The sequence below is a fragment of the Streptomyces sp. NPDC037410 genome (assembly GCF_055602235.1).
Genome location: NZ_JBVJWR010000004.1, coordinates 216,024 through 237,832, shown reverse-complemented (window position 1 = coordinate 237,832; position 21,809 = coordinate 216,024). Strand labels below are relative to the sequence as shown.

23 protein-coding genes and 1 riboswitch are annotated in these 21,809 nt (G+C 74.2%); of the genes, 11 read left to right on the top strand and 12 right to left on the bottom strand.

The features are described from left to right. The first annotated feature begins 10 nt into the window (after positions 1–10). Positions 11–1,273, top strand: coding sequence for a threonine/serine exporter family protein (locus ACZ7HT_RS08665; protein WP_471161662.1), 1,263 nt, complete (start codon positions 11–13; stop codon positions 1,271–1,273). A gap of 31 nt (positions 1,274–1,304) precedes the next feature. Here the strand turns inward: ACZ7HT_RS08665 and ACZ7HT_RS08660 are convergent, their stop codons facing one another. The 5 genes from ACZ7HT_RS08660 to ACZ7HT_RS08640 all read right to left on the bottom strand — a co-directional run bounded on the left by ACZ7HT_RS08660 (position 1,305) and on the right by ACZ7HT_RS08640 (position 5,614). After that, a complete protein-coding gene (locus tag ACZ7HT_RS08660; RefSeq protein ID WP_471161660.1) occupies positions 1,305–2,618 on the bottom strand; it encodes a hypothetical protein in 1,314 nt (437 codons plus the stop codon). 107 nt (positions 2,619–2,725) lie between these two features. Further along, positions 2,726–3,082 (bottom strand): GntR family transcriptional regulator, encoded by a 357-nt coding sequence (locus ACZ7HT_RS08655; RefSeq protein ID WP_471161657.1) that lies wholly within the window; start codon positions 3,080–3,082, stop codon positions 2,726–2,728. 2 nt (positions 3,083–3,084) lie between these two features. Further along, positions 3,085–4,044 (bottom strand): DUF1648 domain-containing protein, encoded by a 960-nt coding sequence (locus tag ACZ7HT_RS08650; RefSeq protein WP_471161654.1) that lies wholly within the window; start codon positions 4,042–4,044, stop codon positions 3,085–3,087. Between the two features lie 152 nt (positions 4,045–4,196). After that, positions 4,197–5,066, bottom strand: a complete 870-nt coding sequence (locus ACZ7HT_RS08645; protein ID WP_471161651.1) for an alpha/beta fold hydrolase — start codon at positions 5,064–5,066, stop codon at positions 4,197–4,199. A 107-nt stretch (positions 5,067–5,173) separates the two neighbouring features. Then, the gene (locus ACZ7HT_RS08640) at positions 5,174–5,614 is read right to left on the bottom strand and encodes a MarR family winged helix-turn-helix transcriptional regulator (RefSeq protein ID WP_471161648.1); all 441 of its coding nucleotides are present in this window, start codon (positions 5,612–5,614) and stop codon (positions 5,174–5,176) included. A 95-nt stretch (positions 5,615–5,709) separates the two neighbouring features. Between ACZ7HT_RS08640 and ACZ7HT_RS08635 the strand changes: the two genes are divergently transcribed. The 3 genes from ACZ7HT_RS08635 (at position 5,710) to ACZ7HT_RS08625 (ending at position 6,873) form a co-directional block, all read left to right on the top strand. Continuing rightward, on the top strand, positions 5,710–6,057 hold the full coding sequence (locus tag ACZ7HT_RS08635) for a DoxX family protein (RefSeq protein WP_471161645.1): 348 nt from the start codon (positions 5,710–5,712) through the stop codon (positions 6,055–6,057). A gap of 61 nt (positions 6,058–6,118) precedes the next feature. Beyond that, positions 6,119–6,241, top strand: a complete 123-nt coding sequence (locus ACZ7HT_RS08630; protein ID WP_471161642.1) for a hypothetical protein — start codon at positions 6,119–6,121, stop codon at positions 6,239–6,241. Next, a complete protein-coding gene (locus ACZ7HT_RS08625) occupies positions 6,238–6,873 on the top strand; it encodes an ATP-binding cassette domain-containing protein (protein WP_471161639.1) in 636 nt (211 codons plus the stop codon). Before ACZ7HT_RS08630 ends, ACZ7HT_RS08625 begins: the two co-directional genes overlap by 4 nt. A gap of 161 nt (positions 6,874–7,034) precedes the next feature. Here ACZ7HT_RS08625 and cobN read toward each other — a convergent pair whose 3' ends face one another. Then, positions 7,035–10,646 (bottom strand): cobaltochelatase subunit CobN, encoded by a 3,612-nt coding sequence (gene cobN, locus ACZ7HT_RS08620; protein WP_471161637.1) that lies wholly within the window; start codon positions 10,644–10,646, stop codon positions 7,035–7,037. 40 nt (positions 10,647–10,686) lie between these two features. Next, positions 10,687–10,825: riboswitch (cobalamin riboswitch) on the bottom strand. 175 nt (positions 10,826–11,000) lie between these two features. Here cobN and ACZ7HT_RS08615 point away from each other — a divergent pair. From ACZ7HT_RS08615 to ACZ7HT_RS08600, 4 genes are all read left to right on the top strand, one after another. Further along, complete coding sequence (locus ACZ7HT_RS08615; protein ID WP_471162170.1) at positions 11,001–12,230, top strand: cobalamin biosynthesis protein CobG; 1,230 nt, start codon at positions 11,001–11,003, stop codon at positions 12,228–12,230. 14 nt (positions 12,231–12,244) lie between these two features. After that, positions 12,245–12,889: a precorrin-8X methylmutase gene (locus tag ACZ7HT_RS08610; protein ID WP_471162168.1), complete on the top strand. Its 645-nt coding sequence runs from the start codon at positions 12,245–12,247 to the stop codon at positions 12,887–12,889. Continuing rightward, positions 12,886–14,382 (top strand): precorrin-3B C(17)-methyltransferase, encoded by a 1,497-nt coding sequence (cobJ, locus tag ACZ7HT_RS08605; RefSeq protein WP_471161634.1) that lies wholly within the window; start codon positions 12,886–12,888, stop codon positions 14,380–14,382. The genes ACZ7HT_RS08610 and cobJ overlap by 4 nt, the downstream gene beginning before the upstream one ends. Before the next feature lie 122 nt (positions 14,383–14,504). Beyond that, positions 14,505–16,199, top strand: coding sequence for a fibronectin type III domain-containing protein (locus ACZ7HT_RS08600; protein WP_471161631.1), 1,695 nt, complete (start codon positions 14,505–14,507; stop codon positions 16,197–16,199). On the opposite strand, the gene ACZ7HT_RS08595 is transcribed toward ACZ7HT_RS08600, so the two are convergent. Next, positions 16,189–16,914, bottom strand: a complete 726-nt coding sequence (locus tag ACZ7HT_RS08595; RefSeq protein ID WP_471161628.1) for a cobalt-precorrin-6A reductase — start codon at positions 16,912–16,914, stop codon at positions 16,189–16,191. The genes ACZ7HT_RS08600 and ACZ7HT_RS08595 overlap by 11 nt on opposite strands. Before the next feature lie 12 nt (positions 16,915–16,926). Here ACZ7HT_RS08595 and ACZ7HT_RS08590 point away from each other — a divergent pair, with 12 nt between their 5' ends. Together ACZ7HT_RS08590 and ACZ7HT_RS08585 are read left to right on the top strand one after the other, a co-directional pair. After that, positions 16,927–18,045 carry a cobalt-precorrin-5B (C(1))-methyltransferase gene (locus ACZ7HT_RS08590; RefSeq protein ID WP_471161625.1) on the top strand — a complete coding sequence of 373 codons (1,119 nt, stop codon included), beginning with the start codon at positions 16,927–16,929 and terminating at the stop codon, positions 18,043–18,045. Positions 18,046–18,086: 41 nt separating this feature from the next. Further along, entirely contained in the window at positions 18,087–18,641 is a 555-nt protein-coding gene (locus tag ACZ7HT_RS08585; RefSeq protein WP_471161622.1) for a GNAT family N-acetyltransferase, read from the top strand. Here the strand turns inward: ACZ7HT_RS08585 and ACZ7HT_RS08580 are convergent. After that, positions 18,628–19,200 carry a hypothetical protein gene (locus ACZ7HT_RS08580; RefSeq protein WP_471161619.1) on the bottom strand — a complete coding sequence of 191 codons (573 nt, stop codon included), beginning with the start codon at positions 19,198–19,200 and terminating at the stop codon, positions 18,628–18,630. The two genes, ACZ7HT_RS08585 and ACZ7HT_RS08580, sit on opposite strands and share 14 nt — an antisense overlap. A gap of 51 nt (positions 19,201–19,251) precedes the next feature. After that, complete coding sequence (locus ACZ7HT_RS08575; protein ID WP_471161616.1) at positions 19,252–19,398, bottom strand: hypothetical protein; 147 nt, start codon at positions 19,396–19,398, stop codon at positions 19,252–19,254. A 93-nt stretch (positions 19,399–19,491) separates the two neighbouring features. On the opposite strand from ACZ7HT_RS08575, the gene ACZ7HT_RS08570 reads away from it, so the two are divergent. Next, entirely contained in the window at positions 19,492–19,566 is a 75-nt protein-coding gene (locus tag ACZ7HT_RS08570) for a 50S ribosomal protein bL37 (RefSeq protein ID WP_099895366.1), read from the top strand. Between the two features lie 60 nt (positions 19,567–19,626). On the opposite strand, the gene cobM is transcribed toward ACZ7HT_RS08570, so the two are convergent. The 3 genes from cobM to ACZ7HT_RS08555 are packed head-to-tail and all read right to left on the bottom strand — an operon-like array spanning position 19,627 to position 21,790. Next, a complete protein-coding gene (gene cobM, locus ACZ7HT_RS08565; RefSeq protein ID WP_471161613.1) occupies positions 19,627–20,376 on the bottom strand; it encodes a precorrin-4 C(11)-methyltransferase in 750 nt (249 codons plus the stop codon). Beyond that, complete coding sequence (cbiE, locus tag ACZ7HT_RS08560) at positions 20,373–21,617, bottom strand: precorrin-6y C5,15-methyltransferase (decarboxylating) subunit CbiE (protein WP_471161610.1); 1,245 nt, start codon at positions 21,615–21,617, stop codon at positions 20,373–20,375. Before cbiE ends, cobM begins: the two co-directional genes overlap by 4 nt. A gap of 32 nt (positions 21,618–21,649) precedes the next feature. Beyond that, entirely contained in the window at positions 21,650–21,790 is a 141-nt protein-coding gene (locus ACZ7HT_RS08555; protein WP_471161607.1) for a DUF6126 family protein, read from the bottom strand. Between the last annotated feature and the right edge of the window lie 19 nt (positions 21,791–21,809).

Here is a 21,809-nt window from a genome sequence, read left to right as displayed (position 1 = left end):
GGCACGGGGCGTGAGGCCGTCCCACGACCCCGGCCCCGCCGCCGACCCCGACGCCCTCCACGACTTCCTCCGCGAACTGACCCGGTTCATGCTGACGTTCAGCGGAGAAGGCGCGGAGGGCGTCGACCGGGTCGTCCGCGGCCTCGCCCGGACGTACGGCGGGCGCGCCGAGACCGTGCTCGTCACGGACGGCGCCGTGCTCTCCGTGACCGCCGGGGGCCGCACCCTCACCTCCACCGTCACCGCCTTCCCCGACGTCGCCCGGCTCGACCGGGCGGTCGCCCTCAAGGAGTTCGTCGAGCGCGTACGGGACACCCGGCCGCCCCTGCCGGAGGCGGCGGCCGGCCTGCGACGGGTCGAGACCCTGCCCGCGACCGTGCCGCGCTGGGCCCGCGGGGTGGGCATCGTGCTGTTCTCCGTCGGGTTCGCGCCCGCCGTCCAGCCGACCTGGTACGAGATCGGCACCACCGCCCTCCTCGCCGCCCTGGTCGCGACCCTGACCGTCCTGTCGGACCGGCGGCCGCGCCTCGCGCGCGTGCTGCCGCTGCTCGCCGCCGTCCTGGTCTCCCTGGTGACCCTGGGCGTCCTGCAGCCGGGCCACGCCCGCGGCGGTCCCGTGCTGATCATGCTTCCGGCGCTGTTCTTCTTCGTGCCCGGCGACCTGCTCAGCGCGGCCACCGCCGAACTCGTCGGCGGCTTCCTGTCGACCGGCGCGGTCCGCCTCGTCTACGCCCTCGTGCTGCTCCTCCAGCTGTACGTGGGCGTGCTCATCGGCGTGGCCGTCACCGGCACGCCGACCCGTGCGCTCTTCGACGGCGCGCAGGACGCCGACCTGTCCCGGTGGGTGCTCGTCGCGAGCTGGGCCGTCTTCACGGTGGGCCTGATCCTCGCGTTCGGGGTGCCGTGGCGGGCCGCGGGCTGGCTGACCGCCCTCGTGTATCTGTCGCTCGGCGTGCAGGCAGCGGGCACGGCCCTGATCGGGGAGGTCGCGGGCACGTTCGTCGCCGCGACGGCCCTCGCCGTCGCGGCGGACCTGCTGTCCCGGCCGCCGGGGCGGCCGCCCCGGCTCGTCCTCTTCCTGGGCGGCTTCTTCACCCTCACCGTCGGCTCGCTGGGCCTGCGGGCGCTGACCTCCCTGGCGGGCGGTCACGTCCTGCACGGCTTCCACGACCTCATGGACCTCGTCACGATCGTCACGACGATCGCGGTCGGGCTCCTCGCGGGGGCGGCGCTCGTACCGGGACGGGTGGAGAAGGAGTTCCCGGCGGCCTAGGGCCGGTCCGGCAGTGATCGGCCGGACAGGCCTAGCTCGGGCTGGGCGTGGGGGTGCCGGCCTCGGCCGGGGGCGCTTCGGCGGGTTCCTCCGCGAGGAAGGCCACCACGGCCAGGGCGAAGACCAGGGCGAGGGTGAGACCCACGATGACCCAGGCGGTGGGGTGGGACCAGAAGACGACGGCGGCGGCCGCCCCGGCGACGAGGATCCAGGTGATCCAGGTGCGGTAGCGCCGGACGAACGGGCCCACCGGGCCGAGGCGCATGCCCGCGTGGTCGGCGGTGGCTCGGGTCGCGGTGATGCCGGAGTGCCAGAGGCCCCGGACGAGGACGGCGGGGCGGCTCGGGCCGGAGAGCCAGGCGGCGAGGGCGATCAGGATGCCGAGGGTCGCGTACACCCGTACCGAGGTGCGGAGGAAGCGGATCAGCGTGTCGTAGATGGAGCTCGCGGCGCCCGGGGAGACGTTGGCGGGCAGGGCGTTCAGATAGACCGTACGGAAGACGGTGAGGGCCACGCCGAGGACGATCGCGGCGAAGGCGACGCCGAGGGCCGCGGCGACCAGGGTGCGGCGGCGCTTCACGGCGAGCAGCACACCGCCGGCGACGAGCAGGACCGCGATCACCGGCAGCCACACGCCCATCGTCTGGAGCAGCGCGAAGCCGGTCTTCACCTTGCCGATGTCCTCGGACTTGACCACGGTGAAGTCGGTGTGGATCTCGGGGATCTTGGCCGCGACGTCGAGGCCGGAGTCGACGAGCCGCTGTTTCACGCGGTCGATCACGGGCGCCAGGTCGATGGTGACCGTGTTCGTGTCGATCTTCACGGCACCCTCGTCGCTGCCGGTCAGGGCGCGGTCGAGGGAGGTGTGGATGGCCCGGTTGGCGTCGGTCCAGATCGTCTCGAACGCCGGGGAGGCGACGACGTCCTGGGTCCGCTCGTGGACGAAGCTGCCGACCGCGCTCTCCAGGGAGCCGCCCAGCTTGCCGAGGGCCTTGGCGGCAAGGGGCCGCTGGTCGGGCGCGACGCCCTCCAGGAGGGAGGCGAGGTCGATGTGCTCCATGACGGCGTTCGTCACCCGGGTGGCGACGGCCGCCTGGATGTCCGGGTCCGAGGCGAGCGGCTTGACCGTCTGCACGTACCGGTCGGTGTCGCCGACGAGGTCCGCGGTCCAGGTGGAGACGATGCCGAGCGGGACGAGGACGCAGCCGATGACGATGAGCAGGGCGGAGAAGAAGGAGCGGACGCGGTGGTGGGGCGGTGGGGCGCTCGCCTTCTCCGCTTCGAGCGCCGCCACCCTGGCCCGGAGTGCGGAGAGTTCGTCGCCATTGGCACCGGCAGCGTCCATGACACCAGCCCTTCCGAAGGGACAATTCTGGACAATTCTCGGCGCGGTGGCGTCCCCTGTCGCCCTGGGTGCGGCATACGTGCCAGGTAGGGCCCGCCCGGCAGGCCCTACCCCAGGCTCGTGCGCGCCAGGTCCAGGAACTCCTCGTCCGTCAGGCCCAGCTCCCGCGCCTCCGCCGCCGCCTCCCGGAGCCGGGAGACGAGCCGGGCGCGGCCGGGGGCCGCGGCGCCGGGGACGATCAGCGCCCCCCGCCCGCGACGGAGTTCGATGAGGCCCTCCTCGCGGAGCCGCTGGTAGCCGCGGAGGACGGTGTGGACGTTGACGCCGAGTGAGTCGGCGAGCTCCCGGGCGGCGGGGAGGCGCTCGCCGGGCGCGGCGGAGCCGTCGGCGAGGGCGCCGCGGACGCAGGCGGCGATCTGGTCGCCGAGGGGCACGGCGGAGGCCGGGTCGACACGGAAGAGCACGCTCAGACCTTCCCATGCCGCTCGGCGAGCGTGTTGAGAAGCGCGGCGGCGGTCCGCGCGTCGGGCACGGTGACGGCGAACTCGCGGCCGCTGCTCCGCCGTACGACGAGGGTCTCGCCGGCCCGGACGATCCAGCCGGTCCGGTGGGCGCGGACCCGGTAGCCCCAGCCGCCGAACTCGGCGAGGACGGTGGCCGTGTCGAGCTCCCGGACGCTCGCGCCGGCGACCTCGTCGAGCGGGATCCTGGCGCGGGGCCGGGGGACCAGCGCGGACCGCACGGTCAGCCCGCGCCGGTCGACGGTGACCCTGACCCGGGCGAGGGCGAGCCCGGGGAGCCCGACGACCAGGGCGAGGAGGCCGAGCAGGGAGGCGGGCGAGGGCGCGAGGAGCAGGACGGCCGGGGCGGCGGCGAGGGCGAGCACCGCGAGGGCGGTGAGCGGCCGGGAGGCGGTGGCGCGGGTCCAGCCGGCGACCTCGCCCGCGCCGAGCGGGAGGCGGGGGGCGTCGGGCAGGCCGGGTCCTGCGGCGGGTTCGTCGCGGGGGACGAGCCGGCTCAGCCCCCAGCCCGCGAGGCCGAGGAGGGCGGCGGTGGCCGCCGCGAGCAGGAGGTTGGTGAGGGGGGACTCGACCTGCGCCGGGTCGCCGGCGTCCAGGTTGTCCCGTACGAGGAGGACGAGGAGGGCGCCGGTGAAGCCGGCGGTCGCCCAGGCGCCCCAGAGGGAGCCGCGGCGGACCAGGAAGGTCCAGCCGGCCCCGAGGGCGAGGAGCAGGCCGGTGCTGACGGCGGTGAAGGCGGTACGGCCGGTGAAGCCGTCGGCGCGGCCGCCGTCGGGGCCGAAGTGGGTGGCGAGCGTGTCGGGCAGCCGGTCGTACCGGAGGGCGAGGAGCACCAGGTAGACGGCGACGGTGAGGACGAAGGGGAGTGCGGCGAGGGCACGGAGACGGGTGGTGACGCGGGTCATGAGACCTCCCTTGTTCGCATCACCATAGAACAAATTGTTCGCACTCCGCTAGAACAACTCCCTCATCTATCCAGTTGTGGACGGCCGCCGCCGCGCGGAAGGAGCCCCTGAGGCCTGTCCGGCCGTGATCCGCCGGACAGGCCCCGGCGGGCTCAGCCCTCGGCCAGCGCGGCCCGCAGCGCCTTGGCGAACTCCTCCGGGGCGCCCCGCTGCCCGAACTCGCCGCCCAGGAAGCCGCCGTGGTGGCTCGGGAAGACGGCGAGCGGGGTGCCGAGCGCCTCGGCGAGCGCGGCCGCCGCGCGGGCCGCGAACTGGCCCTCGGACTCCTCGCCCGCGGCCACGACGATCCGGGTCGGCGCGGCGCTCAGGGCGGGGACGTCGGGCTGGTAGGAGGTGCAGCCGCGCATGTTCTGCCCGAGCAGCGGGTCGCCGCGCGTGCCGTCGTCCTCGGACGGGAACCCGAAGGCCTCGGGCCCGGGGAAGGGGCCCTCGGGCCAGTCCGCCGCGAGGGGGCCCTGGTGGCTCGTCAGGGCGATGAACCTGACCATGCCCGCGCCCCAGCCGTCCCGCAGATAGGTCGCGTGGACGTCCTCGCAGGCCGCGAGGGCGGCCTCGCGGTCCTCGACGACCTGGGCGGTCGGCGGCTCGTGCGCGACGAGGGTGTGCACCAGGTCGCCGCGACGGGCCACCAGGGCCAGGGAGTTCACGGCGCCGCCGCTGCTCGCGAAGACGTCCACGGGGCCGGCGCCGAGCGCCTCGATCAGCCGGGCCAGGTCGTCGGCGTGCTCCTCGGGGAGCGTCTCGGCCGCGCCGTCGGTGCGCTCGCTGCGGCCCACCCCGCGCGGGTCGTACGTCACGACGGTCCGGTCGGCGAAGTGGGAGGCGAGCGTGGTGAAGCCGGTCGCGTCCATGGGCGAGCCGATCATCAGCAGGGGACGCTCGTCGGTCCCGGCGCCGGGGCGCACGTCGTAGCGCAGGGTCGCGCCGACGGTGTCCAGCGTCCGGGTGTCGGTCTCGGCCATGGTTCTCTCCTCCAAGGTGGAACGGTCATGGAGGTAGACAGCCCGCGACCCCGGAAGTCATCGCACCCGGGTGAGGTTTTTCGCGGCGGGTTCTCCGCTTCTGGCGACTACTCGCCACATTCGTGGACGGCCGGGTCCACGACGACGCGGTCCAACAGTCCGCGCAGAAGGGCTTGTTCAGCCTCGGTGAGGTCGCCGAAGAGCTCCTTCTCGGCCTCGCGGACGGCCTCGTCGATGCGCTCCAGGGCCTCGGTTCCGGCCGGGGTGATCTCGACGATGTGACGGCGCCGGTCGGCCGGGTCGCGGCGGCGCTCGGCGAGCCCGGACGCCTCCAACTCGTTCAGGATCGCGACCAGTTGGCTCGGGTCGAGCTCCATCGCGACGGCGAGCTCGCGCTGGCTCGTGGCCCCCGGGGCGAGCTGCATCAGCGTCATCGCGTTGCGCGGATGCAGCCCGGCGACGCCCAGGGCGGCGCGGATGCGCGCGCCGGTGAGCTCGCCGCGGAAGGAGAGGAGGAAGCCGAGGCGATCGGTCGGGAGAGCTGCCATGCCGTCCACGGTAACAAGAACATCTCGATTGTGGAGCTGGGTGAATCGTTGATACTCTTCAACGGTTGTCGTCCCCAGACTGTTGGAGTACCTCCATGTTCATCGCGTACGCCGCTGTCGCGGCCCTGCTCGCCCTCGCCTCACTCGGCTCTGCCTTCATGACCTTCACCAAGAACCCGCAGGTCATCGGCAACATGACCAAGGTGGGCGTGCCGGAGAGCGCACTGCCGTGGCTCGCGACCGCGAAGGCGGCGGGCGCGCTCGGCCTGCTCGCGGGCCTCTTCGTCCCGCTGCTCGGCGAGGCCGCGGCGGCTGGCCTGGCGCTCTACTTCGCGGGCGCGGTCATCTCCCACCTGCGGGCGAAGGACTACGAGCTGGCGCCGGCGGCGGTCCTGACGCTGATCGCGGCGGCGGCGCTGGTGCTGCGCATAGCCTCCGCCTGACGGCCAGACGATACGAGACGTATCGTCTTGTGGAACCTGCCGGCGTGCTGCGCACGGCGCCATGAGCCGCATCCGCGCCGCCCGCGAGCGGCTCGCCCGGCTCACCGACGCGCCCGTCCCGCCGCCGCCGGAGCCGCTGCGCTTCCGCGCGGACCTGGCGGGCGAGGCCGCGGCGTCGACGTGACCGGCCTCCGGGTCGACGGACGGCTCCACCTGGACGCGCTGCACCTGGAGCCGGGCGCGCGGCTCCTCGTGACCGGGCCCAACGGTGCCGGGAAGACCACCCTCCTCCGAGTCCTGGCGGGCGAGCTCGCCCCGGACGCGGGCACGGTGACCGCACCCGCCCGGGTCGGGCTGCTCCGCCAGGACACGGCCTCACCCCTCGACCCCCGTACGGTGGGCGAGGCCTTCGGAGAGGGCCGCGAGGACGAACTGCTCGCCCTCGGGCTCTTCGCCGCCCGGGATCTGGCGACCCCGGTCCGGCTGCTTTCTACCGGCCAGCGCCGGAAGCTGGAACTGGCCCGGTTGGTGACCTCGCCGGCCGACCTGCTCCTCCTCGACGAGCCGGCGAACCATCTGGCGCCGGGGCTTGTGGAGGACGTGTCCGCGGCGCTGGCGTCGTACCTTGGCACGCTGATCGTGGTCACCCACGACCGCCGCCTCCGCACCGCCTTCCAGGGCGCCCACCTGGACCTACCCGCACGTGCCGTTGTGGGCAATCGTTCCGCTGGGGCGATGGGGGTCCCCCCTGCTCGAGCGAAGCCGAGAGCTTGGGGGAGGGTGGGCACAACGGACGGCGCCCCTTGCCGGGCCTAGGCTTCCGCGCCTGGACGGTCACCACCGGTTCGGCGCACTCGTGGTGCGGGTCAGGGCCCGGAACGCGGAGGCGCCGCTAGAGGGCGCCGTCCCGTGTGCCCACCCGTCCCGCCCCAGCGGGACGATTGCCCACACGGGGGTGGGCACCGCCCCGCCCGGCGTTAGTCGTCGCCCTCCAAGTCGCCCTCCGTCTCCAGGAAGACCCGGCGGAGCGCCGCCAGCGTTTCCGGGTCCGGCTTTTCCCAGAGGCCGCGTGACTCCGCCTCCAGGAGGCGTTCCGCGATGCCGTGCAGGGCCCAGGGGTTGGCCTCCTTGAGGAAGGCCTGGTTCGTCTCGTCGAGGACGTACTCCTGGGTGAGCTTGTCGTACATCCAGTCGGCGACGACACCGGTCGTGGCGTCGTACCCGAAGAGGTAGTCGACGGTCGCCGCCAGTTCGAACGCGCCCTTGTACCCGTGGCGGCGCATCGCCTCGATCCAGCGCGGGTTGACCACACGGGCGCGGAAGACCCGGGAGGTCTCCTCGACCAGCGTGCGGGTGCGGACGGTCTCCGGGCGGGTGGAGTCGCCGATGTACGCCTCGGGCGCCGTGCCCGTGAGCGCGCGGACGGTCGCGACCATGCCGCCGTGGTACTGGAAGTAGTCGTCGGAGTCGGCGATGTCGTGCTCGCGCGTGTCCGTGTTCTTCGCGGCGACCGCGATCCGCTTGTACGCGGTCTCCATCTCCTCCCGGGCCGGGCGGCCTTCGAGGCCACGGCCGTAGGCGTAGCCGCCCCAGACCGTGTAGACCTCCGCGAGGTCGGCGTCCGTGCGCCAGTCGCGGCTGTCGATCAGCTGGAGGATGCCCGCGCCGTACGTGCCGGGCCGCGAGCCGAAGATGCGGGTGGTGGCGCGCCGCTCGTCGCCGTGCTCGGCGAGGTCGGCCTGCGCGTGCGCACGGACGTAGTTGTCCGAGGCGGACTCGTCCTCCAGGCCCGCCACCAGCCGTACCGCGTCGTCCAGGAGTCCGATGACGTGCGGGAACGCGTCCCGGAAGAAGCCCGAGATGCGCAGCGTCACGTCGACGCGCGGGCGGCCGAGTTCGGCGAGCGGGATCGGCTCCAGGCCGTTCACCCGGCGGGAGGCCTCGTCCCACAGCGGGCGGACGCCGAGCAGGGCGAGCGCCTCGGCGACGTCGTCGCCGGCGGTGCGCATCGCGCTCGTACCCCAGAGGGAGAGGCCGACGGAGGTCGGCCACGAGCCGTTGTCGTCGCGGTAGCGCGTCAGCAGCGAGTCGGCGAGCGCCTGGCCGGTCTCCCAGGCGAGCCGGGACGGCACGGCCTTCGGGTCGACGGAGTAGAAGTTGCGGCCGGTCGGCAGGACGTTGACGAGGCCCCGGAGCGGGGAGCCGGACGGGCCGGCCGGGACGAAGCCGCCGTTCAGGGCGTGCACGGCGTGGGCCAGCTCGTCGGTGGTGGCGGCGAGCCGCGGCACGACCTGGAGGGCGGCGAAGGACAGCACCTCGCGGACCTCGGGTCCGTACGCGGCGGCGACCGTGTCGATCGCGTCCACCGCCCAGTCGGCCGCCTCCATGGCCTCGACCAGCTCGCGGGCCTTCGCCTCCGCCTCGTCGGCGGTGGTGCGGGTCGCGGCCGACTCGTCGAGGCCGAGGGCCTCGCGCAGACCCGGGAGGGCCTGCGTGCCGCCCCAGATCTGGCGGGCGCGGAGGATGGAGAGGACCAGGTTGACGCGCGCCTCGCCGAAGGGCGCGCCGCCGAGGACGTGCAGGCCGTCGCGGATCTGGGCGTCCTTGACCTCGCACAGCCAGCCGTCGACGTGCAGCAGGAAGTCGTCGAAGCCGTCGTCCCCCGGGCGCTCCTCCAGGCCGAGGTCGTGGTCGAGCTTGGCGGCCTGGATCAGGGTCCAGATCTGGGCGCGGATGGCCGGGAGCTTCGCCGGGTCCATCGAGGAGATCTGCGCGTACTCGTCGAGGAGCTGCTCCAGGCGCGCGATGTCGCCGTACGAGTCGGCGCGGGCCATCGGCGGCACCAGGTGGTCGACGAGGGTCGCGTGGACGCGGCGCTTGGCCTGGGTGCCCTCGCCCGGGTCGTTGACGAGGAACGGGTAGATCAGCGGGATGTCGCCGAGGGCCGCGTCGGGGCCGCAGGCGGCGGACAGGCCGGCGTTCTTGCCGGGCAGCCACTCCAGGTTGCCGTGCTTGCCGAGGTGGACCATGGCGTCGGCGCCGAAGCCGCCGTCCTCCGCGCGGGCGGCGATCCAGCGGTAGGCGGCCAGGTAGTGGTGGGACGGCGGGAGATCGGGGTCGTGGTAGATCGCGATCGGGTTCTCGCCGAAGCCGCGCGGCGGCTGGATGAGGACGAGGAGGTTCCCGCGGCGCAGGGCGGCGAGGACGATGTCGCCCTCCGGGTTGCGGGAGCGGTCGAGGAACATCTCGCCCGGCGCCGGGCCCCAGTGCTCCTCGACCTGCTCACGGAGCTCGGCGGGCAGGGTGGCGTACCAGCGCTTGTAGTCGGCGGCCGGGATGCGGACCGGGTTCCTCGCGAGCTGCTCCTCGGTCAGCCAGTCCTGGTCGTGGCCGCCGGCCTCGATGAGGGCGTAGATCAGCTCGTCGCCGTCGCCGGAGACCAGGCCGGGGAGCTCGGCCTCGGGCCCGAAGTCGTACCCCTCGGCGATCAGGCGGCGCAGCAGCGCGACGGCGGAGGCGGGGGTGTCGAGGCCGACGGCGTTGCCGATGCGGGAGTGCTTCGTCGGGTACGCGGAGAGGACGAGCGCCAGCTTCTTCTCGGCGTTCGGGATGTGGCGGAGCCGGGCGTGCCGGACGGCGATCCCGGCGACGCGGGCCGCGCGCTCGGCGTCGGCGACGTACGCGGGCAGGCCGTCCTCGTCGATCTCCTTGAAGGAGAAGGGGACGGTGATGAGCCGGCCGTCGAACTCGGGCACGGCGACCTGGCTGGCGGCGTCCAGCGGGGAGAGGCCCTCGTCGTTCTCCTCCCACGCGGACCGCGAGCCGGTCAGGCAGAGGGCCTGGAGGATCGGCACGTCGAGCGCGGCGAGCGCGCCCGCGTCCCAGGCCTCCTCGTCGCCTCCGGCCTGCGCCTCGGCCGGCTTCGTACCGCCGGCGGCGAGGACGGTCGTGACGATCGCGTCGGCCTCGCGCAGGACGGAGATCAGCTCGGCCTCGGGGGCCCGCAGGGACGCCACGTACAGCGGGAGGGCCCGGGCCCCGGCGTCCTCGACGGCGCCGCAGAGGGCGTCGACGAAGGCGGTGTTCCCGCTCATGTGGTGGGCGCGGTAGTAGAGCACGGCGATGGTCGGGCCGGACTCGTTTCGGACGGTCCGCTCCAGGGGGCCCCAGGTGGGGGCGGCGGCCGGGGCCTCGAAGCCGTGGCCGGTGAGCAGGACGGTGTCGGAGAGGAAGCGGGCCAGCTGCTCCAGGTTGCCCGGGCCGCCGTGCGCCAGATAGGCGTGCGCCTCGGTGGCGACGCCGACGGGGACGGTGGAGGCCTCCATGAGCTGGGCGTCGGGGGCCTGTTCGCCGCTGAGCACGACGACCGGCTTCCCGGCGGCGCGGATCGCGTCGAGGCCCTCCTGCCAGGAGCGGACGCCGCCGAGGAGCCGGACGACGACCAGGTCGGCGCCGTCGAGCAGGCCGGGGAGGTCGGCGAGGGGCAGGCGGGAGGGGTTGGCGAAGCGGTACTCCACCGGACCGCCGGCCGCGTTGGCCGCGCGGGCGCTGAGCAGGTCGGTGTCGGAGTGCGACAGCAGCAGGAGCATGGCGAGCTCAGGCCCTTCCTCGGGGTTGTCCGCGCCCCGGGTGGTCGTATGGACGGCGGGAGTTCCTGACTCACCCTTCCCTCGCGGGTACGGGCTCACAGTGGCGGGACCGCGCCGGATTCTCACCGGGCTTCCTCCCCGGGGTCCTGGGACCCCATGCCGGTCTGCATCCTAGAACGTGCCGCCGACGTGCCCCAGGGATCGAGGGGGTCGGTCCGATCACACCGGACCGGAGACCGGAGGTCAGCCGGACCACACCGCACCGGAGACCGGAGGTCGGCCGGATCACACCGGCCGGAGGGTGCCGGAGAGTCGGCCGGATCACACCCGGTGGTCGGGCGGTTCCCCGTGGGTATGCTCGCCGCCATGCCGCCCACCCCGCCCCCGACGCCCGAACCGGGCGAAGCTCGCGTACGGGACCGTGGCGACGCCTGCCCCGGGGCGCTGCGCCTGCACCCCGCCGACGACGGTCGCCTGGCCCGACTGCGCCTGCCCGCCGGACGCTTGACGGTCCATCAGGCCGAGGTCCTGGCCCGGGCCGCCGAGACCCTCGGCGACGGGCGGATCAGCATCACCTCGCGCGGCAACGCGGAGCTGCGCGGCCTCGGCGAGGGCTGCGGGGCGGAACTGGCCGGCCTTCTGGCCGGGGCGGGCCTCCTGCCCTCGCCGACCCACGAGCGCGTCCGCAACATCGTGGCCTCGCCCGGCGCGGGACTCGACGGACTCGGGTACGCGGACGTGCAGTTGTGGGCGCGCGCACTGGACACGGCGCTGTGCGCGGAGCCCCGGGCCGCGTCCCTTTCGGGACGGTTCCTGTTCCTCCTCGACGACGGACGCGGGGACGTCGCCGGGCTCGGCGGCGATGTGAGCTTGATCGCAGGACCGGAGGGATCGGTGCTGCTGCGGCTCGGCCCGGAGGTCTTCCGGCTCGCCGCCGCCGACGCCGTCCGGGCCGCCCTCACCACGGCCCTCGCGTTCCTGGACGCCGCCGAGGCCGCCGGGAACGGGGCCTGGCGGCCCCGCGAACTGCCCGACACGCACGTACCCGAGTGGGCCGGGGCCCTCGCGCGGGCCGGGATCACGGCGGAGCCCGTACCCGCACCGCCGCTCCCCGCGTCCCCGCCGCCCGCACCCGGCCCGCTCGGCGCGCACGCCCTGCACGTCCTCGCCCCGCTCGGCCGCCTGACGGCCGCCCAGCTGCGGGCCCTGGCCGACGGGGCCGACGAGCTGCGGTGCACGCCCTGGCGTGGCGTGGTCGTCGTCGGGGCGGGCGCCGACCGGCTGCCAGGACTGGAGACGTACGGCCTGGTCACCCGGCCCGACCTGCCCTCGGTCGGGGTCAGCGCCTGCACCGGGCGGCCCGGCTGCGCCAAGTCCCTCGCGGACGTACGGACGGACGCCGGCCTCGTCCGGCGCGGAGGCCTGCCCGTCCACTACTCCGGGTGCGAGCGCCGCTGCGGCCATCCGCACGGCACCTGGGTCGACGTCCTCGCCACCGGCGACGACACCTATCTGGTGGACGGCGTCCCCACCCCCCGTACCTCCCTGCCCGAAGCAGTGACCACGGCCCGCACGACGAGATGAGCGAGAGCACCAGGATGTTCGACTACGAGAAGGACGGGACGGAGATCTACCGCCGGTCCTTTGCCACGATCCGCGCCGAGGCGGACCTCGCGGGCCTGCCCGCCGACGTCGCCCAGGTGGCGGTGCGGATGATCCACGCCTGCGGCATGACCGACCTCGTGCAGGACATCGCGTACTCCCCCGGCGTCGTCGCGAGCGCCCGCGCCGCCCTCCAGGCCGGCGCGCCCATCCTCTGCGACGCGCAGATGGTGGCCAGCGGGGTCACCCGCAAGCGGCTGCCCGCCGACAACGAGGTGCTGTGCGCCCTCTCCGACCCGGCCGTCCCGGGTCTCGCCGCCGAGCTCGGCACCACCCGCTCGGCCGCCGCGCTCGAACTGTGGCGGGACCGCCTCGAAGGCTCCGTCGTCGCCATCGGCAACGCGCCGACCGCCCTCTTCCACCTCCTGGAGATGATCGCGAAGGGCGCCGGGAAGCCCGCCGCCGTCCTCGGCATCCCGGTCGGTTTCATCGGCGCCGCCGAGTCCAAGGACGCGCTGGCCGAGAACACCCTCGGCCTCGACTACCTGGTCGTACGGGGCCGGCGCGGCGGCAGCGCGATGACGGCCGCCGCGCTCAACGCCCTCGCCCACGAAGCGGAGATCCAGGAGGTCCAGGCATGACCACCGTGACGCCCGGAAAGCTCTACGGCGTGGGCCTCGGCCCCGGCGACCCGAACCTGATGACGGTCGCCGCCGTGAAGGCGATCGCGTCCGCCGACGTGATCGCGTACCACTCGGCCCGCCACGGCCGCTCGATAGCCCGCTCCATCGCCGCCGAGCACCTCCGCGAGGACCACATCGAGGAGCGGCTGATGTACCCGCTCACGGTGGAGACCACGGACCACCCTGGCGGCTACCGGGGCGCCCTGGACGACTTCTACGAGGAGGCCTCGGCCCGCCTCGCCGCCCACCTGGACGCCGGCCGCACGGTCGCCGTCCTCGCCGAGGGCGACCCGCTGTTCTACGGCTCGTACCAGCACATGCACAAGCGTCTCGCCGACCGCTACGACACGACCGTCATCCCCGGCGTCACCTCGGTGAGCGCCGCCGCCGCCCGGCTCGGCGAGCCGCTGTGCGAGGCGGAGGAGGTCCTCACGATCATCCCCGGCACCCTGCCGGAGGACGAGCTGACGGCCCGCCTCGCGGGCGCCGACTCGGCGGTCGTGATGAAGCTGGGCCGCACGTTCCCCACGGTGAAGCGGGCCCTGGAGCGGGCGGGCCGGCTCGACGACGCGCGGTACGTGGAGCGCGCGTTCATGACGGGCGAGCGCACGGAGAGGCTGACGGACGTCGACCCCGACTCCGTCCCGTACTTCTCGGTGGCGGTCCTCCCCTCCCGTATCGACCAGGAGCCTCCCGTACGGGAGACGGGCGAGGTCACCGTCGTCGGCACCGGCCCCGCCGGGGCACCCTGGCTCACCCCCGAGTCGCGCGGCGCGCTCGTCAACGCCGACGTCCTCGTCGGCTACACCACCTACCTCGACCGGGTGCCGGTCCTGCGCCCCGGCCAGATCCGGCACGGCTCCGACAACAAGGTCGAGTCCGAGCGCGCCGAGTTCGCCCTCGACCTGGCCCGGCGCGGCCGGAAGGTCGCGGTCGTCTCCGGCGGCGACCCGGGCGTCTTCGCCATGGCGACGGCGGTCCTGGAGGTGGCCTGCGAACCGGAGTACGCGGACGTGCCCGTACGGGTCCTCCCGGGGGTCACCGCGGCCAACGCGGCGGCAGCCGCGGCGGGCGCCCCGCTGGGCCACGACTACGCCACGATCTCCCTCTCCGACCGCCTCAAGCCCTGGGACGTCATCGAGGCCCGCCTCCGCGCGGCCGCCTCGGCCGACCTGGTCATCGCCCTCTACAACCCGGGCTCCAAGTCCCGCACCCACCAGGTCGCCGCGGCCCGCGACCTCCTCCTCGAACTCCGCGCCCCCGAGACCCCGGTGGTCGTCGCCCGCGACGTCGGCGGCCCGGAGCAGTCGGTCCGCGTCCTCACCCTCAAGACCCTGGACCCCTCGGAGGTCGACATGCGGACCCTCCTCCTGATCGGCTCCTCGCAGACCCGCGCGGTCGAACGCGGGGACGGCCGCACGATCACGTGGACGCCGCGACGGTACGGCTGACAGCCAGGGGCGGGAGATCCGAGGTGGGGGCGGGCACAACCCTTCCCCCACCTCGGGAGTCACACAGGAGTTCCCCCGTTTCACCTGCTTCCCATAGGTCCGGAAAGGGCCCTCCCCCTGTGATGACTCGTACCCGGCTGAACGCCCTGGCCGTCACGGCCGCGCTCGCCGCCTCCGGTGGTCTGCTGACCGCCACTCCGGCCGCCGCGGCCGTCACCTGCACGGCCCCGGTGTGGAAGGCGGAGTTCTTCGCCAACTCCACGTTCAGCGGCACCCCCAAGCTGACCTCCTGCGACAGCGCCATCGCCGAGAACTACGGCACCGGCGACCCGGCGGGCGGGCGGCTGCCGCGGGACGACTTCTCCGTGCGCTGGTCGGTGGTCCGGGACTTCGGCTCCGGCGGTCCCTTCACCTTCACCGCCGCCGCCCAGGACGGCATCCGCGTCAACCTCGACGGCGTCCGCACGATCGACCTGTGGAGGAACGTCTCCACCACCCAGACGAAGACGGTCAACCTCACCGTTCCGGCCGGCCGACACACCCTCACCGTGTACTACGCGGCCTGGACCGGCGCCGCCAACGTCAAGTTCACCTACGCGCCCGTCACTTCGGCGACCGCCGACAAGGTCCGCCCGCTCGCGCCGACCGGCGCCACCGTCGCGTACGACAAGACCCTCGGCCAGGCCACCCTGCGCTGGGCGGCGAACAAGGAGATGGACCTCGCCGGCTACCGCGTCTACCGGCGCCTCGGCACCTCCACCACCTGGACCAAGGTCAGCAGCGCCACCGCCCTGGTCACCGGCACCTCGTACGTGAACTCCCCACCGCCGACCGGCCAGACGTACCTGTACGAGCTCCGCGCCGTCGACAAGGCCGGCAACGAGTCCCCGGGCGGCGCCGGCCTGACGGCCGTGTCCGTGGACAGGACCCCGACCGCCGCCCCGGCGGGCGTGGCCGCGTCCGACGGCTACACCGGCGTCGTCCTGGCCTGGCAGCCGGTCACCGGCGCGGCGACGTACACCGTCCACCGGCAGCGCACGGGCACCACCGACCCCGTCGCCCCGGTCGCGACCGGCATCACGACCGCCACCTGGAAGGACACCACCGCCGCCGAGCGGACCGGCTACACGTACTGGGTCTCGGCCGTCGACGCCGCCGGCAACACCTCGGCCCGTACCGCCGTCACCGCCACGCGCGGCGACTACGCGCCCGGGGCTCCGAAGGACCTGACGGCCGTGGACACCGGCAGCTACATCCGGGGCTACGCCCTGAGCTGGACCGCCCCGGCGGACACCGACGTGGCCTCCTACCGCGTCTACCGCGACGGCTCCCTCCTCGGAACCGCCTCCGTCCCCTCGTACACCGACGAGAACGGCCTCTGGCACGGCACGACCTACCGGTACACGGTCACGGCGGTGGACCGGGCCGGCCACGAGTCCCCGGCCTCCGCCGAGGCCGTGGTCACGACCGAGGGCGACCTGATCGCCCCGGCGCCCGTCACCGGCGTCAAGGCGACGCCGCGCGAGGACGGCGTGCTCATCGAGTGGGACCCGAGCACGGAGCCCGACCTCAAGCGGTACGAGGTGTACCGGGCCGAGAAGTACGACGACGGCGACGGCGGCACCCTCTGGCTCGCCCACCGCGTCGACTACCTCTCCAAGACCGCCACCTCGTACCTGCACCCGAGCGAGGCGGACGGCGAGAACGTGATGTACACGGTGATCGCCGTGGACCAGTGGGAGAACATGCTCCGGGCCGACGACCCCAGCCTGAACTGGGCCGAGGTCACCGAACTCGGCACGCCCGTCAGCGGGTAGCCACCCACGCGGCGGCCTCCTCCGGGGTCGCCGCCACGGCGACGCCGGAGGGGACCGGCGGGCGGCGGACCACCACGACCGGGAGGCCCGCCTCGCGGGCCGCGGTCAGCTTCGGGGCGGTCGCCGCGCCGCCGCTGTCCTTCGTCACCACCACGTCGATCCGCCGGCGGGCGAGGATCTCCCGCTCGCCGTCCAGGGTGAACGGACCCCGGTCGAGGAGGATCTCGGTGCGGGCCGGCATCGGGGCGTCCGGGGCGTCCACCGAGCGGACCAGGAACCACTGCGGGCAGGCCGCGAAGGCCGCCAGGCCCATGCGGCCCGTCGTCAGGAAGACCCGGTCGCCGAGCCCGTCCAGGGCCCGCGCCGCCTCCTCAAGGGACCCCACGGGACGCCAGTCGTCGCCCTCCCCCGGGACCCAGCCGGGGCGCCGCAGCGCCAGCAGGGGAACATGGGCGGTGGCGGCCGCCCGGGCCGCGTTGAAGCTGATCCGCTCGGCGAAGGGATGGGTGGCGTCGATGACCGCGTCCACGGCGTGCCCCGCCAGCCATTCCACGAGCCCGTCGACGCCCCCGAACCCGCCGATCCGGACCTCGCCCTCCGGCAGCCGGGGGCTCGCGACCCGGCCCGCGAGGGAGCTGGTGACCCGGACCCCGCCGTGCAGCAGTCCGGCGAGGGCGCGGGCCTCGGTGGTCCCGCCGAGAATGAGTACGTGCACAGGAGCCTCTTCGTGACTTCAGGCGGCGGGCGTGAGGCCCAACTCAAGCACACCGGCCTCCGGCCGGGCTGGACGACCGGTGCCTGCGCGACGGCGGCCACCACCGCCGCGTACACCGCGCTGCTCACCGGCGACTTCCCCGACCCGGTGACGATCACCCTCCCCAAGGGCCAGACGCCGTCCTTCGCGCTGACGGCCGAGTCCCTCGCGGGCGGCTCCGCCATGGCCGCCGTCGTCAAGGACGCCGGTGACGACCCGGACGTCACGCACGGGGCCGTGATCCGCTCGACGGTACGGCTCCTGCCGCCGGGGTCGGGTGTGGTCTTCCGGGCCGGTGAGGGCGTCGGAACGGTCACCCTCCCCGGCCTCCCCCTCGATGTCGGTGAGCCCGCCATCAACCCCGTGCCCCGGCAGCTGATGCGCGAGCACGTCGCCGCCGTCGCCGCCGCGCACGGCGCCCCCGGGGACGTCGAGATCACCGTCTCCGTCGACAACGGCGCCGAGATCGCCCGCTCCACCTGGAACCCGCGCATCGGCATCCTCGGCGGCCTGTCGATCCTCGGCACGACCGGCGTCGTCGTCCCGTACTCCTGCTCCGCCTGGATCGACTCCATCCGCCGCGGCGTCGACGTGGCCCGCGCGGGCGGTCTGACCCATGTCGCCGGCTGTACGGGCTCCACCTCCGAGCGGACCGTCGCCGGGATCTACGACCTGCCGGAGATCGCGCTCCTCGACATGGGCGACTTCGCGGGCGCGGTACTCAAGTACATCCGGCGCCACCCCGTCGACCGGCTCACGATCTGCGGCGGCTTCGCCAAGCTCTCCAAGCTCGCCGCCGGCCACCTGGACCTCCACTCGGCCCGCTCCCAGGTCGACAAGGCCTTCCTCGCCGAACTGGCCCGCACGGGCGGCGCCTCCGACGCCCTCGCCGCCGAGATCGCCGCCGCCAACACGGGCCTCGCCGCCCTCCGCCTCTGCGAGGCCGCGGGCGTGCCCCTGGGCGACCTCGTCGCCGCCCGCGCCCGCGACGAGTCCCTCGCGGTCCTGCGCGGCGCGCCGGTCGCGGTCGACGTGATCTGCATCGACCGGGCGGGCGTCGTGGTGGGGCGGTCGGCGGTGGCGGGGCCGTAAAGCGCGCGACAGCCGGTGCGGCGCCCGCCGAGAATCCGGGGATGACCGACTTCTCGCACAAGCCCACCCTCACCGGTGATCTGGTGGTCCTCCGTCCCGTCACCGAGGCGGACGTGCCCGCGCTGCTGCCGCTGTTCGAAGACCCGGAGGTCACCCGGCTCACCGGCAGCCACACGCACTTCGACGAGGCGGCCCTGCTGAAGTGGTACGGCTCGCGCGGCGCGCAGGACGACCGGCTCGACCTCGCCGTCGTCGAGCGGGCGACCGGGCGGGTCGTCGGCGAGGCCGTCCTCACCGCATGGGACCCCGGCAACGAGAGCTGCGCCTTCCGGATCGCCTTCGTCCCGGACGCCGTCGGCCGGGGCCTCGGCACGGAGGCGACCCGCCTGATCGTCGGCCACGGCTTCGGGACGCTCGGCCTGTACCGGATCTGGCTGGAGGTCTACGCCTTCAACCCCCGCGCCCGCCGCGCCTACGAGAAGGCCGGCTTCCGCCCGGAGGGCGTCCTGCGCGGGGCGCTGCTCTGGGAGGGGGAGCGGGTGGACGCGACGGTGATGTCGGTGCTCGCGCCGGAGTGGGGCCTCACTCGTTCCTGAGCCTGCGGCGCCGCTCGTGCTCGGCGTCGAGGGCCTCCATCTCGGCCCGCGCCGCAGCGAGCTCGCTCTCCGTGAGGGGCCCGTACTCCGCCTCCAGCCAGTCGACGACGTCCCTGAGTGACGGGTAGCCGATCTCCGCGATGTCCTCGGCCAGGTCGGCGAGGTCCACGTCCGGGTTGAGGGCCGCCACGACCTCCCGCGTCAGAGGTTCCAGGGCCAGGACGTGGCGTACGACCTCGACGCCCACGGGGCGCTCGTAGTAGTCGGACGCCCATGCCGCGTACGCCTCCGCCGAGCGGTCGAGCAGCAGCTCGAAGAGGTGGTCGGAGCCGTCCGGCTCTCCGTCGCCCCAGGTGGGGAAGTCGATCGTGCCCGCCTGCCAGGCCGTGTCTGTCGTCTCCCGCCAGAGGCAGACGGTGATGTCCGGTGGCTCGCCCTCGGCCCCGTCCGTCACACACTGCCGGAAGACCTCCGGTACGTCGTCGAGGACACCCGGCCACACGGCCGGGTCGTCCAGCGCCCAGGGGCTCATCACGGACTCGTGGTCGAAGCCCTCCACGTACGCCCCCGCCGGGGTGAAGACGATCGTGTACTGGTCCCCCTGCCCGTTTCACATCGATGCCACGTCCTTCGCGAAGGAGTAGTACCGGTCGCCCCACTCGGGGCACACCACGGCCTCCACCATCGCGAGCCCCCGGGTGTGGTCGCGCAGTTCCTCGATGCCCGGCAGCGCCCGGGCCACGTCGTAGACGGTCACGGGGTCATTCAAGCCCCTGGCACCGACATGCGGCACCACGGCCCTGAACCTAGGCTCGTGCCCAGACAGAGTCCCCGAGCGAGAGGGAGTCCCATGGCGAAGCGCGGCAACAAGAAGCGGGCCCGCAAGAAGAAGAAGGCGAACCACGGCAAGCGGCCCAACGCCTGAGTCGTGGTGGTGTGACGGAGGCCGGACCCGTGTGGGGGTCCGGCCTCCGTCGTTCCGGGCTCAGCAGACGTGGCGGTCGCGCGCCGGGTCGTACAGGTGGCTGTCGCGGAATTCCGAGGCCGCCAGCGTGCGGCCGACGATGATGACGGCCGTCTTCGTGATGCCCGCCGCCTTCGTCTGCTCCGCGATGTCCTCCAGGGTGCCCCGCAGGACCACCTCGTCCGGCCGGCTGGCCATCGCGACGACGGCGGCCGGGCAGTCGGCGCCGTAGTGGGGGACGAGCTCGCCGACGACCCGGTCGACGTAGCGCGCGGCGAGGTGGAGGACGAGCAGGGCGCCGCTGCGGCCGAGGGTGGCGAGGTCCTCGCCCTCCGGCATGGCGGTGGCCTGCTGGGCGATGCGGGTGAGGATGACGGTCTGGCCGACCGTGGGAACGGTGAGCTCCCGCTTCAGGGCTGCCGCCGCCGCCGCGAAGGCCGGGACGCCGGGCACGACCTCGTACGGGATGCCGGCCGCGTCCAGGCGGCGCATCTGCTCGGCCATCGCGCTGAACACGGACGGGTCGCCGGAGTGGAGGCGGGCGACGTCCTGCCCGGCCTCGTGGGCGGCGGTGATCTCCGCGACGATCTCGTCCAGGTGCATCTTCGCCGTGTCGACGAGCTTCGCGTCCGGCGGGCACTCGGCGAGCAGTTCGGTGGGGACGAGGGAGCCGGCGTAGAGGCAGACCCCGCACTTCGCGAGGGTCCGCGCGCCGCGCACGGTGATCAGGTCGGCCGCGCCGGGGCCCGCTCCGATGAAGTAGACGGTCATGAGTCGGTACAACCCTTCGTTACGGACCACTGGGTGACGGGCATGGCCTGGCGCCAGCCGGTGAAGCCGCCCACGGGCACGGCGGTGGAGACGGCGAGCCGGACCAGTTCGCCGCCGTGGCGGCCGTACCACTGGGCGAGCAGCGCCTCGGACTCCAGCGTCACGGTGTTGGCGACGAGCCGGCCGCCGGGCGGCAGGGCCTCCCAGCAGGTGTCGAGGAGGCCGGGGGCGGTGAGGCCGCCGCCGATGAAGATCGCGGACGGCGTCTCCAGACCGGACAGCGCCGTCGGCGCCGGTCCCGTGACGACTTCCAGGCCGGGTACGCCGAGGGCGTCGGCGTTGCGGGTGATGCGGGCGGCCCGCTCGGGGGACTTCTCGACGGCGATCGCCCGGCAGGAGCGGTGGGTGCGCATCCATTCGACGCCGATGGAGCCGGAGCCGCCGCCGACGTCCCAGAGGAGTTCGCCGGGGGCGGGGGCGAGGGCGGCGAGGGTGGCCGCGCGCACGTACCGCTTGGTGAGCTGGCCGTCGTGCTCGTAGGCCTCGTCGGGCAGTCCGGGCACGGCGCCGAGCCGGAGGGTGCCGGGGTCGCGGGCGCAGTCGAGGGCGAGGACGTTGAGGGCGTCGGTGCGCTCGTACGGCCAGTCGGCGGCGGTCCCGTCGAGGAGCCGTTCGGCGGGGCCGCCGAGCTGTTCGAGGACGCGGATACGGGTGCCGCCCCAGCCGGTGTCCCGCAGGAGTGCGGCGACCCGCGCGGCCGTGTCGGCGCCTTCGCTGAGCACGAGGAGGCGGCGGCCCTCGTGGAGGGCGGCGGAGAGCGCGGCGAGGGGCCGGGCGACGAGGGAGAGCGTCTCGACGGCTTCCTGGGGCCAGCCGAGCCGGGCGCAGGCGTACGAGACGGAGGAGGGGTGCGGGTGAACGTCGAAGGTCACGCGGCGGTCGGCGCCCACCGTCTCCGCGAGGGTGCGGGCGATGCCGTAGAAGCTGGGGTCGCCGCTGGCGAGGACGGCGATCGCGCGGCCCTCGTGGGCGGCGAGCAGTCCGGGGACGGCGGGGCGCAGCGGCGAGGGCCAGGCGATCCGCTCGCCGGGGCAGTCGTCCTCGGGGAGGAGGCCGAGCTGGCGGGGGGCGCCGAGCAGGACCTCGGCGGCGCGCAGCGCGCGGCGGGCGGTCTCGGGGAGCCCGTCCCAGCCGTCCGCGCCGATCCCGACGACCGACACCACCGATATCGCAGCGTTCACGTCGGGGACTCTACGTGAGCCCTGGTCGGGCCTTACTTCTGGGCGTTCTGCCCGACGTAGAAGAGGAGCCAGACGAAGCCGGCGAAGGCGTGTGTCGCGAAGACGTACACGAAGACGCGGAGCATCACGCCCCGCTCCTTCCAGCGCTCGTGGTCCCACGTCTTCTCGCTCATGCCCTCCAGGGTACGGGGG